This is a genomic window from Antribacter sp. NEAU-D49, assembly GCF_057158775.1.
The window spans coordinates 130,953-146,207 of the sequence record NZ_JBXTSN010000009.1; the positions used below are offsets into that span (position 1 = coordinate 130,953).

A 15,255-nucleotide genomic window follows, 5' to 3' on the forward strand; every position below is an offset into this window, starting at 1 on the left:
CACCGTCACCGCGAACCACCCCCGGGCCGGCGCCCGGCGCTGCCGAGGGCGGTGACATCCACTGCAACCGCAGCCCCGCCCTCAACTGCCTGAGGTGTGGCTGATGGGTTGGTGATGTTGAGGTTGGTGATGTTGAGGTTGGTGATGTTGAGGTTGGTGATGTTGAGGTTGGTGATGTTGAAGTAGGTGATGTTGAAGTAGGTGATGTTGAAGTAGATGTGGATGGTGATGGATGTAGTGGTGATGGCGATGTGGCTGGTGGTGGCGTGAGTCGCCGCGGTCGGCGGACCGGGCCGCCGCGCCGGCCCCTCAGCGAGCCGCCCGGCAGAGGGCCGAGCCGCGTCGCGGCGGCCGTCCGCCGCGACCGCGTAGGCGGCACGCCGCGCAATGTCAGCCCGCTCGGATCCGCGCGCTGCTACCTTGGAAACAGCGAAATCAGTGCCCGCCACCGCGCCACAGCACCGCCGCGATGGGCGTCGGGTCAGCCGGGGACCGGATGATACGGTCATCGTGGGAGCCGTTGAATCAACGGGACCGGAGGATCTGCGCGAAGCGGATTTCCGCGGTGCAGGACGCGGTCCGGCACCGAACGGGCCCCAGCACATTCCACTCGCCCCAGCCCCGCCGCGAGCGCAAGCCGGTCGGCACACGGTCAGCGCACCGTCGGAATGACCACGACCAGCGCCGCGCGGACTTCGTCGACGTCGACGCGCACGAGGCGCCCTACCCGGTAGCCGCGAACGGTGCCATCCGCGATCCGGCGACGCAGCGTCTTGACCGACACGCTCAACGTCTCAGCCGCCTCGTCGAGGGCAACGAGCCGCCCCGACGCGGGCGCGCCGTCATCGCCGCCTCGCGGCGTGTTCCTCCGAGCTGACATGTCGCACCTCCTGAGACCTGTCCTCAGGAACCAGGTGCGCACCGATCGCCAGAGCGGCGGCGCAGTGGATCACTGCGCCGCCGCCGTGCCCCCTCAGCCCTCGCCGCGCTCCTGCGCCGCCGCGGTCTTCGCCGCCGCCTCAGCTGCAGCGATCTTCGCCGCCGCCCACTCGCTCATCCGCTCAGCGAGCTCTCGGTCACGCTCCATCGTGGCGTGCTGATACCGGAGCACGACCTGGATGTCCGAGTGCCCGCCCCGGCGCATCAGTTCGGCGAGCGTCGCGCCCTCCTGCGCGAAGATCGTCAGCCCGGTGTGCCGCAGATCGTGGAACCGGAATCCTTTGGGCAGGCCGGAGACGGCGTCACGTGCGTCGCCCCACACGTAGCCCCACCGCGTGTTCGAGAGCGGCACGCTCCCCCGCGACGAGGTCGGGACGACGGGCGACTTCGCCTCGGGCGCCACATGGTCTCGCAGATGCTCCCTCAGTCGGTCACGCATGATCTTCGGCACGCTGAGCGAGCGGTTGCCCGCGTCGCTCTTCGGCCCGGTGTAGTCGCCCGTGTTCGCGTTGAGCTGGCGGCTCACGTGCAGGGTCGCCGTCCCGTCGTCGTGCCACTCGATGTCCCGGCGCTGCAGACCCAGGACCTCCCCACGCCGGAGCTGACACCACGCGGCCAGCAGGATCGCGATGGCGTGCGGAGCCGGCGTCGCCCGCCACAGTTCCTCTACCTGCTGCGGTTCCAGCACGTCCTCGCCGGAGCGATGACCGGGCCCGTGCCGCACGGGCTTCTGCTGCGGGATCGACACGTTCGGCACTGACGCGATGATCCCGTCGCGCGCGGCCTGCCGCAGGATCATCATGAGCACGATCAGCACCGGCCGGGTCACCCCGTTGTTCGGCGAACGGAGGTTCGCGACCGCCGGGATCGCGTCCAGCCGCATCTTCAGCTTCTGGATCCGGGCGTCGTCGATGTGCCGGACCGGCGTGTCCCCGAACTCGGGCTCGAGGTAACCGTCGACCTTGCTCCGGTAGGACCGGATCGTGCCAGCGGCCCGCATCTTCCCGCTGCGGTTCGGCTGGTCGCGCACCGTCGTGAGCCACCGCTCTGCGTACTCGCGGAAGCCGATCGCCCGAGCCTCCGCGGCGGCCTTCTCCGCACGACGCCGTTCGGCAGCGACAGCTGGCGGCTCCCACTCCCCACGAGCGATCTTCGTGTGCACCCCGGCGAGCCATGCCCGCGCGTCGGTCTTCGTCTGGAACGTCAGCGGCTTGTCGTCCTCGGTCCGCGCCGAGTACGTCTCGCCGTCCGGCGCCGTGTAGCGCGCCTGCCATCGGCCGGACGGGAGCTTGCGAAGTCTCCCCCACGCTTCCCGCCGGACGGCTGCCGTCTCCCGCTTCTCCGCGCTGCTCATCGTGACCTCCCGTGGACGCGGCGGGCCCCTCGTGGACCGTCGTGCCCCTCCGTGCCCCTGACCGGGCACGACCGGCAAGATCCGCAGAACTCCGCCGATCCTGAGCCCTTCGCGAGCCCGCATGGGGCACGAAAGGGCACGACCTCAGCACGACCAGGGACCCGGAATCGGGTCGGTGGCATGCCTCGCACTCGTCGTGAAGGTGTGCGCGTGCCCCCGGCGTGCCCCACCGAACGGCCATTCCTGTCCATCTCCGACCTCCCATGTCTGAAGGATGTCGGCACGCAAAGAGGCCCGGAACCGCAGAATTCCGCGGTTCCGGGCCCCTCACCAGCCCGTCCGGGCTCGGGCTCCGATCAGACGATCAGAAGTCCCAGTCGTCGTCCTCAGTCTCCACGGCCTTGCCGATCACGTACGACGAGCCCGACCCGGAGAAGAAGTCGTGGTTCTCGTCGGCGTTCGGCGACAGCGAGGCGAGGATCGCCGGGTTGACGTCCGTGTCCTCCTTGGGGAACAGCGCCTCGTAGCCCAGGTTCATCAGGGCCTTGTTGGCGTTGTACCGGAGGAACGCCTTGACGTCCTCGACGAGCCCGAGCTCCGAGTACAGGGACTCCGTGTAGGAGACCTCGTTCTCGTACAGCTCGAAGAGCAGGTCGAACGTGTACGCCTTGAGCTCCTCGCGCTCCGCCTCCGAGACGAGCTGCAGGCCCTTCTGGAACTTGTAGCCGATGTAGTACCCGTGCACGGCCTCGTCACGGATGATGAGGCGGATGAGGTCGGCCGTGTTCGTGAGCTTCGCCCGCGAGGACCAGTACATCGGCGCGTAGAAGCCCGAGTAGAAGAGGAACGACTCGAGCATGGTCGAGGCGACCTTGCGCTTGAGCGGGTCGTCACCCCGGTAGTACTCGAGGACGATCTCCGCCTTCTTCTGCAGGTACGGGTTCTCCTCCGACCAGGCGAACGCCTCGTCGATCTCCTTGGTGGAGATCAGCGTGGAGAAGATCGACGAGTAGCTCTTGGCGTGCACCGACTCCATGAACGCGATGTTGGTGTACACCGCCTCCTCGTGGGGCGTGAGCGCGTCCGGGATGAGCGACACGGCGCCGACGGTGCCCTGGATCGTGTCCAGGAGCGTCAGACCGGTGAACACCCGCGTGGTCATGACCTTCTCCGCCTCGGAGAGGGTGTTCCACGACTGGATGTCGTTGGAGACCGGAACCTTCTCGGGCAGCCAGAAGTTGCCGACCAGGCGGTCCCAGACCTCGACGTCCTTCTCGTCCTCGACGCGGTTCCAGTTGATCGCGCTGACGCGATCGATGAGCTTGAGCTTTCCTGTGGGTGACATCTTCTTCTCTCTCGCGCTCAGAGCATGCAGCTGACGCAGTTTTCCACTTCGGTTCCCTCCAGCGCCATCTGACGCAGGCGGATGTAGTACAGCGTCTTGATGCCCTTGCGCCAGGCGTAGATCTGCGCCTTGTTGACGTCGCGGGTCGTGACGGTGTCCGGGAAGAACAGCGTGAGGCTCAGGCCCTGGTCCACGTGCTGCGTCGCCGCGGCGTACGTGTCGATGATCTTCTCGTACCCGATCTCGTACGCGTCCTGGTAGTACTCCAGGTTGTCGTTCGTCATGTACGGAGCGGGGTAGTAGACGCGGCCGATCTTGCCTTCCTTGCGGATCTCGATCTTGGCCGGCACGGGGTGGATCGACGACGTCGAGTTGTTGATGTAGCTGATCGACCCGGTGGGCGGCACGGCCTGCAGGTTCTGGTTGTAGATGCCGTGCTTCATCACCGACGCCTTGAGCTGCTTCCAGTCCTCCTGCGTGGGGATCTGGACGCCCGACTCGGCGAAGAGCTGCCGCACGCGCTCCGTGGCGGGCTCCCACACCTGGTCGGTGTACTTGTCGAAGTAGGTGCCGCTCGCGTACGTCGACTTCTCGAACCCGCCGAACGCCCGGCCCCGCTCGATCGCGAGGCGGTTCGACGCCGCGATCGCGTGGAAGGCGACCGTGTAGAAGTAGATGTTCGTGAAGTCGATGCCCTCTTCGGACCCGTAGTAGATCCGCTCGCGGGCGAGGTAGCCGTGCAGGTTCATCTGGCCCAGGCCGATGGCGTGGCCCATCTCGTTGGCGAGCTTGATCGACGGGACGGACTCGATGCTCGTCTGGTCGGACACCGCCGTCAGGGCGCGGATGGCCGTGTCGATGGTGCGGGCGAAGTCCGGCGAGTCCATGGTGCGCGCGATGTTCAGCGAGCCCAGGTTGCAGGAGATGTCGCGGCCCACGGTCTCGTACGACAGGTCCTCGTTGAACGTGGACGGCGTCGACACCTGCAGGATCTCCGAGCACAGGTTCGAGTGCGTGATGCGGCCCTCGATCGGGTTGGCCCGGTTCACCGTGTCCTCGAACATGACGTACGGGTAGCCCGACTCGAACTGCAGCTCCGCGAGCGTCTGGAAGAAGTCGCGTGCGTTGATGGTCGTCTTGCGGATGCGGTCGTCGGCCACCAGCTCGTCGTACTTCTCGGTGATGCTGATGTCGGCGAACGGCACCCCGTACACCCGCTCCACGTCGTACGGCGAGAAGAGGTGCATCTCGGCGTTCTTCTTGGCCAGCTCGAACGTGACGTCCGGGATCACGACGCCCAGGGAGAGCGTCTTGATGCGGATCTTCTCGTCGGCGTTCTCGCGCTTGGTGTCGAGGAACCGCAGGATGTCCGGGTGGTGCGCGTGCAGGTACACCGCACCGGCGCCCTGGCGGGCGCCCAGCTGGTTCGCGTAGGAGAAGGAGTCCTCCAGCAGCTTCATCACGGGGATGACGCCGGACGACTGGTTCTCGATGTGCTTGATCGGCGCGCCGTGCTCGCGGATGTTCGACAGGAGCAGCGCCACGCCACCGCCGCGCTTCGACAGCTGCAAGGCGGAGTTGATGCCGCGCGCGATGGACTCCATGTTGTCCTCGATGCGCAGCAGGAAGCAGGACACGGGCTCGCCGCGCTGCGCCTTGCCGACGTTGAGGAACGTGGGGGTCGCCGGCTGGAACCGGCCGGAGATGACCTCCTCGACGATGTCGCGGGCCGTCTGCTCGTCGCCGTCCGCCAGGCCCAGCGCCACCATCGACACACGGTCCTCGAAGCGCTCCAGGTACTGCTTCCCGTCGAACGTCTTCAGCGTGTACGACGTGTAGTACTTGAACGCGCCGAGGAACGTGTCGAAGCGGAAGTCCTTCGAGTACGCGAGCTGGAAGAGCTCCTTGACGAACGCGCGCGAGTACTTCGCCAGCACGGTCGGGTCGTAGTACTTGTTCTCGACGAGGTAGTCCAGCTTGGCGTCGAGCGTCTCGAACTGGACGGTGTTCTTGTTGACGTGCTGCAGGAAGTACTGCCGCGCCGCCTCACGGTCCCGGTCGAACTGGATCTTGCCGTCGGGGCCGTACAGGTTGAGCATCGCGTTGAGCGCGTGGTAGTCGAGCTGGACCCCGCCCAGCTCGACCGGTGCGACGGGCGCCTGCGCGGCGTCCCCGCTCAGGCCGAGAGCCGGGTCAGTCCCGAGTTCTGTGACTGTCGTTGCCAAAATCGTCCCAATCCGTCGCGGACGCGCGTGACGTCCTCCGCTGTACCCAGGAGCTCGAAGGCGTACAGGTAGGGAACGCGGCACTTGGCAGCGACGATGTCCCCGGCGATGCAGTACGCCGCTCCGAAGTTGGTGTTCCCCGCGGCGATGACGCCGCGGATGAACGACCGGTTGTGCTCGTCGTTGAGGAACTTCCTCACCTGACGGGGCACGGCTCCGCCCTCGTTGCCCCCGCCATAGGTGGGGACCACGAGGACGTACGGCTCGTCCACCGTCAGAAATCCGTCGGCCGGCCGCAGCGGGATCCTGCGCACCGTCATGCCCAGCTCCTCGAGGCCGAGGCGCTGCACGAAGCGGTGCGTGTTCTCCGAGACGCTGGAGAAGTAGACGAGAGAACCCATCGCCCGACCTCCTTAGCCGTCGTTCCGGGGCCGCTGCCGGGAGCCCGTGCCGCCGGGCCGGAGCCCGGCGGCACGTCGCCGGCTGGTGGGCGCCTCGCGGCGCCGGCGCGTCAGGCGCGCGCGGTCTGCAGCGCGGCGAGCGCGCTGATCTGGTCCGGGCGGAAGCCCGACCAGTGGGTGTCACCGGCCACGACGACCGGCGCCTGCAGGTAGCCGAGGCCACGGACCATCTCGAGCGCCGCCGCGTCCTGCGTGATGTCGACGACCGTGTACTCGATACCCTTACGGTCCAGTGCCCGGTACGTCGCGTCGCACTGGACGCAAGCCGGCTTGCTGTACACCGTGACGCTCATGTCCCCGCCTCCCCTGTGTCCCCTCCACGGCGTCCCCGACGGCCTGTGACCTCGAAGAACACACGTGGAACTACGCCGATGTTCTTTGTTCCGGAGCCTGCGGCTCCTGATGCCTCAAACACTACACCTAGTGTCTGACGTCCGCTCACCCACGAGATGTAGTGGTCAACACGTTTCGGCGCCGACGTCAGGGAGCAGAGGGTAACCCCATCCAGGGCGTCCCGTCGAGCGCCCCCGGCACGCGTGTCGCGGGATCGTACGGGGTCCGCGTGAGGTGGAAGGTCCCGGCGTCCAGCGCCACCGCCCCGCCCTCCGAACGGACCACGCGCAGGCGCTCACCGAGCCAGTAGCCGCCCTCCACGCCCACCCAGACACCGTCGTGACCGGGCGCGAAGACCGACCCCCGCCCGCCGTCCGACGACGACCGCAGGACCACCCGCCCCGTGGCGTCCACGCTCACCGTGTACGGGCTCGGACCCCAGTACCAGGTGCCTGTGAGCGCGGGGGCCCAGGCCTCCCCCACGGGCTCCCGGAGCGCCGGGAGGGGCGGCTCCAGGTCCTGCAGGAGGCGCAGGAGCCCCGCCCCGTTGCCGAAGCCCCCGGTGGAGCTCCCGCAGACGGCGACGACGTCGCCCGTGGCCGCGTCCGCCCGCAGGTCAGCCGTGAAGCCGGGGACGGAGCCGCCGTGGCCCACGGTGCGCACCGGGCCGTCCTGCCGCACCCGGACACCGAGCCCGTGCGCCGTGGTCCACGGACCGCCCGCGGGCCCGTCGTCGTCCACCACGACCCGCGGCACCCCGAGGGACCGCCGGACGGCGCGGGACAGCACGCCGTCGGCCACCGCGGGGTCCACATCCTCGGGGCCCACGCCCACGAGCCAGGCGCCGAACCGCACCAGGTCCGACGGCGTGGACCACACCTCCCCCGCCGGCCCCAGCGCGAGGTAGCCAGGCACCGGCTCGCGGAGCACGAGGTCGGCGTGCGGGTGCACCGCGTAGCCCGTCGCGCGCGGCCCGACGGGCTCCCGCCCCGTGGACCGCAGGCCGAGGGGCGACCACAGGCGGTCCCTCAGCACCTCGTCCCACGGCCGGCCGTGGGCCCGCTCCACGAGCCGGCCCAGCACCGCGAACCCGGTGTTCGAGTAGTGGTACCGCTCGCCGGGCTCCCACAGCGCGGGCAGGTCCATGGCGACGAGCTCGTCCCAGGTGCAGCCGCCGTGCCGCTCCCACCAGGGGCCTGCCGGCTCAGCCGGCAGGCCGCTGGTGTGCGTCAGGAGGTGGTGGAGCGTCGCGCCGGGCACCGGCGCGTCGGGCAGGTGCCGGCCCACCGGGTCGGACAGCGCGACGCGCCCGGCCTCCACGAGCTGCAGCACAGCCACGGCGACCATGGGCTTGGTGATGGACCCGATCCGGAACGCGAGCTCCGGTCCGGGCGCGGGGGCACCGGCGGTGCCGTCCGCGACCGGCCCGCCCGCGCCGTCGTCGCCCACGACCGCTCCCTGCGCGGCGGCCACCGCCGACCACACGACCCGCCCGCCGCGGCCGACGGCCGCGGACAGGGCGGGTACGCGTGACCTGCGGCGCAGCGTGCCGAGGTGCTCGTGGAGGGCGTGGGCCGTCGCGTCACCGAGGTCGGGTTCGCGGCCCGACGCCGACCCCACCTACGCCTCGATGTCCGTGACCGCCGGCACCGAGTTCGTCGTGGCGAGCGTGCGGTACCAGTACGCGGAGTCCTTCCAGGTTCGCTCCTGCGTGTCGTAGTCCACGCGGATGATCCCGAAACGACGGTCGTACCCGTACGCCCACTCGAAGTTGTCCAGCAGGGACCACGCGAAGTAGCCGCGCACGTCGACGCCCTTGTCGAGGGCCTGGCCCAGCGCCTCGACGTGGTCGTGGAGGTAAGCCACCCGGCGGTCGTCGTGGACCCGGCCGTCGGCCGACACCTCGTCGTCGAACGCGGCGCCGTTCTCGGTGATCATGAGCGGCTGGTCCGGGTACGACTCGTGCAGCGAGAGCAGCAGGTCCGTGAGGCCCTGCGGCTCGATGTTCCAGCCCATCGCGGTGTACGGGCCGGGCTGCTGCAGGAACTCGACGTCGTCGGCCCCGATCCAGGGCGAGCCCTCGGAGTCCTTGTGCCCGTCGGCCTGCTGGCGCTCGCCCGAGCCGGCGTACCGGCGCACGCGGGCGGTGGAGTAGTAGTTCACGCCCAGCACGTCCAGCGGCTGGTTCGTGATCTCCAGGTCACCGTCCTCGACGAAGGACCAGTCGGTCAGACCGGAGGTGCGCTCGATCAGGCCCGCCGGGTAGGCGCCGTCGAGCACCGGGCCGAGGAACGCGCCGTTGGCGATCTCGTCGGCCTCGCGGACGGCCTGGACGTCGGCCTCCGACGACGGGTCGTCCGGCCGGATCACGTGCAGGTTCAGCGTGAGCGACGTCTTGGCCTGCTCGCCCAGCACGTCGCGGATCTCCTTCACCGCGAGGCCGTGGGCCAGGTTGAGGTGGTGGATGGCGCGCAGGGCCGTCACCTGGTCGGTCAGACCGGGCGCGTGCACGCCGGAGGCGTAGCCCAGCAGCGCCGAGCACCACGGCTCGTTGAGCGTGGTCCACGTGTCGACGCGCGTGCCGAGCTCCTCCGCCATGCGCCGGGCGTAGCGCGCGAACGCGTAGGCCGTCTCGCGGTTGGCCCACCCGCCCTGGTCCTCGAGCTCCTGCGGCAGGTCCCAGTGGTAGAGGGTGACGACCGGCTTGACGCCCGCCTCGATCAGCGCGTCGACCAGGCCGGAGTAGAACGCGATGCCCTCCGGGTTGAACTCGCCGCTGCCGCCCGGCTGGACCCGCGGCCAGGCGATCGAGAACCGGTAGGCGCCCAGGCCCAGGTTCTTGATGTGCTCCACGTCCTCCTGCCACCGGTGGTAGTGGTCGTCGGCGACGTCGCCGGTGTCGCCGTTCAGGGTCTTGCCCGGCGTGTGCGAGAAGGTGTCCCAGATCGAGGGGCCGCGGCCGCCCTCGGTGGCGCCCCCCTCGATCTGGTAGGAAGCGGTGGCCGAGCCCCAGACGAAGCCGTCGGGGAAGGTGCGTGGGGTGCTCATGCGGTCAGGTTAGCCGTCGACACCGACAGGGAGAGCGCTCCCGCGCCTTCTGTCCGCTTCGTGAGACCGTCTGCCTCGACCGCCCAGGGTCCCGGCGCGTCGTCCGACGACACGCGCACGACGTCGCCCTCGCGCCGCACCCGGAACGTCGCGGCGGCACCCTCGCCGCCGGGCACCGTCACGATCTGGTCGTAGCCGTCCGGCAGCCCGAACAGCCGCAGGGTGACGCCCTCCGCCCAGGCGTAGCCGGGGCGGTCGTCGCGCGCGCCGACAGGCAGGACGGTGCCCGGCCGTACCAGCAGCGGGAGCGAGTCGAAGCCGTGCTCCTCGGTGACCCACCGCGGGCCGGTGACGGTGCGCGGGAGGCGAGCGGCGCCGTCGTCGGGCAGCGTGCCCTCGGCGCCCTCCACGGACGACGGCAGGAGCCGCGTCCACGTGCCCTCCGGGACGTAGTACTCGACCCGGCCGTCCGCGCGGAAGACCGGCGCCACGAGCAGCGAGTCCCCCAGCAGATACTGGGTGTCCACCGTCGCGGCCGTGCGGTCGCCCGGGAACTCGAGCAGCATCGGCCGCATCACGGGCAGGCCGTGCGCGGTCGTCTCCGCGGCGAGCCGGCCCAGGTACGGCATGAGCCGCAGCTTCAGCCGGGTGAAGGTGCGCGTGACGTCCACCGCCTCCTCGTCGAAGGCCCACGGCACGCGGTACGAGCTCGACCCGTGCAGGCGCGAGTGCGACGAGAGCAGGCCGAAGGCCACCCACCGCTTGAACACCGCGGCGTCGGGCGTTCCCTCGAAGCCACCGATGTCGTGGCTCCAGTAGCCGAAGCCCGACAGCGCGAGCGACAGGCCACCCCGGAGGGACTCCGCCATGGCCGCGAACGTGGACTCGCAGTCGCCGCCCCAGTGCACGGGGAACTGCTGGGTGCCGGCCGTCGCCGCCCGGGCGAACACGACCGCCTCGCCCGCACCCCGCTCCGCCTCCAGCACCTCGAACACGGCCCGGTTGTACAGGTAGGCGTAGTAGTTGTGCATCCGCTGCGGGTCGGACCCGTCGTGCCAGACCACGTCGGTGGGGATCCGCTCACCGAAGTCCGTCTTGAAGCAGTCCACGCCCTGCCGGAGCAGCTCGCGCAGCTTGCCCTGGAACCAGGCCGTCGCGTCGGGGTTGGTGAAGTCGACCAGCCCCATGCCGGCCTGCCAGAGGTCCCACTGCCAGACGTCGCCCTCGCGGGTGCGGACCAGGTATCCGAGGCGCGCGCCCTCGTCGAACAGGTGCGAGCGCTGCGCGATGTACGGGTTGATCCAGGCGCTGACCCGCAGGCCGCGGTCGTGCAGCCGCGCGAGCATGCCCTCGGGGTCGGGGAAGGTGGCCGGGTCCCAGACGAAGTCGCACCAGTGGAACTGCCGCATCCAGAAGCAGTCGAAGTGGAAGACGCTCAGCGGGATGCCACGCTCGGCCATGCCGTCCACGAACGAGGTCACGGTCGCCTCGTCGTAGCTCGTGGTGAACGACGTCGAGAGCCACAGCCCGAACGACCACGCCGGGACCTGGGGCGGCCGGCCGGTGAGCGCCGTGTACCGGCGCAGGATGTCGGCCGGGGTGGGCCCGTGGATCACGTAGTACTGCAGGTGCTCGCCCGGGACGGAGAACTGCGTCCGCGACGCCACCTCGGTCCCCACCTCGAACGACACCCGCTCCGGGTGGGCCACGAACACGCCGTACCCGCGGTCGGTGAGGTAGAACGGCACGTTCTTGTACGCCAGGTCGCTGGCGGTGCCGCCGTCCTCGTTCCAGACGTCCACGCTCTGCCCGTTCTTGACGAACGCCCCGAAGCGCTCGCCCAGGCCGTACACGTGCTCCCCGACGTCGAGGCTGAGCTGCTCGTGGACGAACGTGCCCTCCGGGGTGGTGGCCACACCGACGCTCCGGTCCGACGACGACGTGAGCACCTGCCCGCCCGCCTCGAAGTCCACCCGCCAGGGCGCGTCGACCGACACGCGGGCCGTGAGACCGCCCGACGTGATCGACGCCGCCGCGTCGCCCGGGCCCGCCGCGACCACCTTGACGACGGCCGGCTCCCGCCGCACGGCGAAGTGCGGCCCGGGGTCCCGGCGTCCGCGGTGGTGCTCGATCCGGACGCCGATCACGTCGTCCATGGGCGCGTCGAACGTGACCGTGACGAGGGGACGGTTGAGGGTGTCGCCCCGGTCGTGGATCGGCGCCGTGGGCGCGTGCACCACGAGCCGGTCGCCGTCCGCGACCGCCTCGTCCACCCAGCGCGGCCGCAGCATCGCGACGCCGGGAAGGAGCTTCCAGTAGCCATCCGTGAACTTCATGCGTTCCTCTCCATCAGGACCACGGCCCCCCACGGGGCGAGCTCCACCGAGTCGTCGACGGCGACGCCGGTCAGCAGGTCGGTGTACCGCCCGGGCGCAGCGACCCGGGCCGGGGTCTGGGCGTGGTTCAGCAGGAACAGGGCGTCGCCCCGCCGCACCGCCTCCACGCCCGTGCCACGCAGCCCGGGCAGCGCCGGCTCGACACCCGCCCGCCGCACCGCCGCGCGGAGCACGGCGGCGAGCAGCCCGGGCGTCGGGACCGTGCCGAGGTACCAGGCGGTTCCGGCCCCCGTGGCGTACCGGGTGACGGCCGGCGCCCCGGCCAGGTGCCCCTCCGTGTAGCGCGCGAGGACGTCCGCCCCCTCCGCCCGCAGCAGCTCGCCCAGCACGGTCGCCCGCGAGCCTGGCGCACCGGGCTCGTCGAGGAGCACGCCGGCCACCGCGAGCGCCACGCCGTCGTCGGGCAGCGCCGCCCACTCCTCGCCGCTCACGCCGAGCACGTCGCGCAGGAGCGCGGGGAAGCGGCCGGGCTGCACCTGGGCGTCGTCGTCGGCCACGCCGGAGAAGGGGCCGACGACGAGCTGTGCGCCCTGCCGGACCGCGGCCTCCAGCTGCTCTGCGGCGTGCGGCGCCAGGAGGTAGAGGTTCGGCACGAGGACCACGTCGTAGCCGACGAGGTCGTCACCGGGCGGGGCGAGGTCGACGGCCACGCCGTCCTCCCACAGGGGGCGGTACCAGGCGCGGAGCTGGGCAAGGGCGTCGAACCGGTCGGTGGGCCCGCCCACCTCGCCGGACGCCCACCAGGACGACCAGTCGAACAGGGCGACCACCCTGGCCGAGACACGCGTGCCGGCGAGCGGGCGCAGCCGTGCCAGGTCGGCGCCGAGCGTCCTGACGCCCTGGTGCACCCGGGTGTCCGGGCCCGCGTGGGGCAGCATCGCGGAGTGGAAGCGCTCGGCACCCGCGCGCGAGGCGCGCCACTGGAAGTAGCAGATGCCGTCGGCCCCGCGGGCGACGGCCTGGAGCGACTCCAGCCGGGCGCGCTCAGGGCTCTTCGGCAGGTTGTGGCCGCGCCAGTTCACCGCGCCGGCGGCCTGCTCCATGAGCACCCAGGGGTCGCCGCCGCCGAGCGACCGCATGAGGTCCTGCGTCAGGGCGGCCGTGGACGGGGCGTGCGGGTCGGCCGGGTCGGGGTAGGCGTCGTCGGCGACCACGTCGAGGTCCGCCGCCCACGACCAGTAGTCGACGAGGGGGAAGAAGCCCATGAAGTTGGTGGTGACGGGGCGCTCGGTGTCGAAGGTGCGGATCACGTCGCGCTGCTCGCGGTAGAGGTCACGCAGCAGGTCGGACGAGTACCGGCGGAAGTCCAGGGTCTGGGTGGGGTTGACGTGGTACGGCGTGCGGCGCGGCGGCACGACCTCCTCGAACGAGGCGTAGTGCTGGGACCAGAACGCCGTGCCCCAGGCCTCGTTCAGCCGCTCGATCGTGCCGTACCGCGCGTGCAGCCACACACGGAACGATTCGGCCGACTCGTCGCCGTAGCAGACCTGCCCGAACTCGTTCCCCACGTGCCACATGCGGACGGCGGGGTGGGCGGCGAACCGCTCCACGAGGTCGTACGTGATGGCGAGGGCGTGCTCGCGGAACGTGCGCGACGCCGGGCTGAAGTGGTTGCGTGAGCCGGCCACGAGGCGCACGCCGTCCCGGTCCACCGGCAGCGTGTCGGGGTGGAGGATGCCGAGCCAGGCGGGCGGTGACGCCGTGGGCGTCGCCAGGTCGACGGCCACCCCGTACGCGTGGAGCAGGTCCAGGACCTCCTCGAGCCACGCGAAGTCGCGCACGCCAGGGCTGGGCTCGTAGCGCGCCCAGCTGAAGACGCCGACGGTCACCAGGTTGACGCCCGCCTCGCGCATCAGCCGCGCGTCCTCGCGCCAGACCTCCGGCGACCACTGCTCCGGGTTGTAGTCGCCGCCGAAGCACAGGCCCAGGTCGCGCGTCACCGCCGCGAACCGGCCCCGCCCTCCGGGCGCCGTACGGGAGGTGGCCGACGCCGACCACCCCACAGATGTCCCCCGCACCACCGTCGGCCTCCCTGCCCTGTCCCGCGGGCATCCTTGCCCGTCGGCTTCGTCGAAGCGTTTCAACAAGGTAGCCTGTGGCGGCCTGGGTGTCCAGCGTCCGCGACGACGTCGTCCGCTCGCAGCCCGCACCGTGGCCGCCGCCGCCGAGCCACCCCGCCGCGAGGAGAACACGTCGATGAATGCGCCGGAAGCCGGGCCCACGGGACCGGAGACGAACCGGGTTCGCTCTGCGGACGGGGCAGCAGCCGCCCACCGGCTGCAGTACGACCGGCCGGCCGGATCCTGGGTCGAAGCGCTTCCGGTAGGAAACGGGTTCCGCGCCGCGATGTGCGCCGGGCTCGTGGGCGGGGAGCACCTCTGGCTCAACGACCTCACCGCGTGGTCCGGGCCCGCCGCACCCCAGGATCCCCTGGCCGGCACACGAGCGCGCGGCCCGGCGCACCTCGCGGCGGTGCGGGAGGCGGTCGCGGCGGGGGACGTCCGGCGGTCCGAGGAGCTGCTGCACGACCTCCAGACGCCGTGGGTGCAGGCGTACCTACCCCTCGCGGAGCTGCGGGTCACGGTCGGCGAGGAGCCGTCCGACGCGCCGTCGCCGCCGGTGCCGGGGCCGGTACCGGGGGCGGCGGCTCTGCCGGGGGCGGGGGCGGGGGCGGGGGCGGGGGCGCTGCCGGCCTCGGGTGCGGAGGCGGGCGCGGGCGGGATCTCGGGGCCCGACGCAGCGTCGGCCGGCTATGCGCGCGGGCTCAGCCTGCGGGAGGCGGTGGCCTGGCACACGTACGACGACGCCATCGGCGGTCGGGTGCACCACGAGACCTGGGCCGACGCCGTGCTCGGCGTCGTCGTGCACACGATCCGCAGCGAGCGCCCCGTACCGCTCGCCCTCCGGGCATCGAGCGTGCTCCGGGAGGCGCCGGGCGGTGCCGGGCCGTCCGGAGCAGCGGATCGGGGCCGCGCCGGACAGGCTGCCGAGATCCCGGGCGGCGTGCTGGTGCACGAGGTCCTGCTGCCCGTCGACGTCGCCCCGGGCCACGAGGACGTGCCGGAGCCGGTCCGGTACGACGACGCCGTGGGCCGCCGGGGGGCGGTAGCGGTCGCCGTGGTCAGCGGCGCACATTGCTTCGGCACTTTGTCGT

The 15,255-nt window shown here is 71.1% G+C and carries 12 protein-coding genes; 1 reads left to right on the forward strand and 11 read right to left on the reverse strand.

Annotated elements, in window-relative coordinates:
- Positions 1 to 5: 5 nt before the first annotated feature.
- The 11 genes from AC060K_RS09610 to AC060K_RS09660 all read right to left on the reverse strand — a co-directional run bounded on the left by AC060K_RS09610 (position 6) and on the right by AC060K_RS09660 (position 14,041).
- Entirely contained in the window at positions 6 to 449 is a 444-nt protein-coding gene (locus AC060K_RS09610; RefSeq protein WP_483765211.1) for a hypothetical protein, read from the reverse strand.
- 203 nt (positions 450 to 652) lie between these two features.
- On the reverse strand, positions 653 to 880 hold the full coding sequence (locus tag AC060K_RS09615) for an excisionase family DNA-binding protein (protein ID WP_483765212.1): 228 nt from the start codon (positions 878 to 880) through the stop codon (positions 653 to 655).
- 93 nt (positions 881 to 973) lie between these two features.
- On the reverse strand, positions 974 to 2,293 hold the full coding sequence (locus AC060K_RS09620; protein ID WP_483765213.1) for a tyrosine-type recombinase/integrase: 1,320 nt from the start codon (positions 2,291 to 2,293) through the stop codon (positions 974 to 976).
- Between the two features lie 364 nt (positions 2,294 to 2,657).
- A complete protein-coding gene (gene nrdF, locus AC060K_RS09625; RefSeq protein WP_483765214.1) occupies positions 2,658 to 3,638 on the reverse strand; it encodes a class 1b ribonucleoside-diphosphate reductase subunit beta in 981 nt (326 codons plus the stop codon).
- A 17-nt stretch (positions 3,639 to 3,655) separates the two neighbouring features.
- The gene (nrdE, locus tag AC060K_RS09630; protein ID WP_483765226.1) at positions 3,656 to 5,776 is read right to left on the reverse strand and encodes a class 1b ribonucleoside-diphosphate reductase subunit alpha; all 2,121 of its coding nucleotides are present in this window, start codon (positions 5,774 to 5,776) and stop codon (positions 3,656 to 3,658) included.
- Between the two features lie 38 nt (positions 5,777 to 5,814).
- Positions 5,815 to 6,264 carry a class Ib ribonucleoside-diphosphate reductase assembly flavoprotein NrdI gene (nrdI, locus tag AC060K_RS09635; protein ID WP_483765215.1) on the reverse strand — a complete coding sequence of 150 codons (450 nt, stop codon included), beginning with the start codon at positions 6,262 to 6,264 and terminating at the stop codon, positions 5,815 to 5,817.
- Positions 6,265 to 6,374: 110 nt separating this feature from the next.
- Positions 6,375 to 6,617: a glutaredoxin-like protein NrdH gene (gene nrdH / locus AC060K_RS09640; protein WP_483765216.1), complete on the reverse strand. Its 243-nt coding sequence runs from the start codon at positions 6,615 to 6,617 to the stop codon at positions 6,375 to 6,377.
- 187 nt (positions 6,618 to 6,804) lie between these two features.
- Positions 6,805 to 8,277 carry a serine hydrolase domain-containing protein gene (locus tag AC060K_RS09645; protein WP_483765217.1) on the reverse strand — a complete coding sequence of 491 codons (1,473 nt, stop codon included), beginning with the start codon at positions 8,275 to 8,277 and terminating at the stop codon, positions 6,805 to 6,807.
- Positions 8,278 to 9,705, reverse strand: coding sequence for a GH1 family beta-glucosidase (locus AC060K_RS09650; RefSeq protein ID WP_483765218.1), 1,428 nt, complete (start codon positions 9,703 to 9,705; stop codon positions 8,278 to 8,280).
- Entirely contained in the window at positions 9,702 to 12,041 is a 2,340-nt protein-coding gene (gene yicI, locus AC060K_RS09655; protein ID WP_483765219.1) for an alpha-xylosidase, read from the reverse strand. The genes AC060K_RS09650 and yicI overlap by 4 nt, the downstream gene beginning before the upstream one ends.
- Positions 12,038 to 14,041 carry a beta-galactosidase gene (locus AC060K_RS09660; RefSeq protein WP_483765220.1) on the reverse strand — a complete coding sequence of 668 codons (2,004 nt, stop codon included), beginning with the start codon at positions 14,039 to 14,041 and terminating at the stop codon, positions 12,038 to 12,040. The genes yicI and AC060K_RS09660 overlap by 4 nt, the downstream gene beginning before the upstream one ends.
- 256 nt (positions 14,042 to 14,297) lie before the next feature.
- On the opposite strand from AC060K_RS09660, the gene AC060K_RS09665 reads away from it, so the two are divergent.
- Positions 14,298 to 15,255 (forward strand): glycoside hydrolase N-terminal domain-containing protein (locus AC060K_RS09665; protein ID WP_483765221.1); only part of this gene is annotated, 958 nt, incomplete at its 3' end.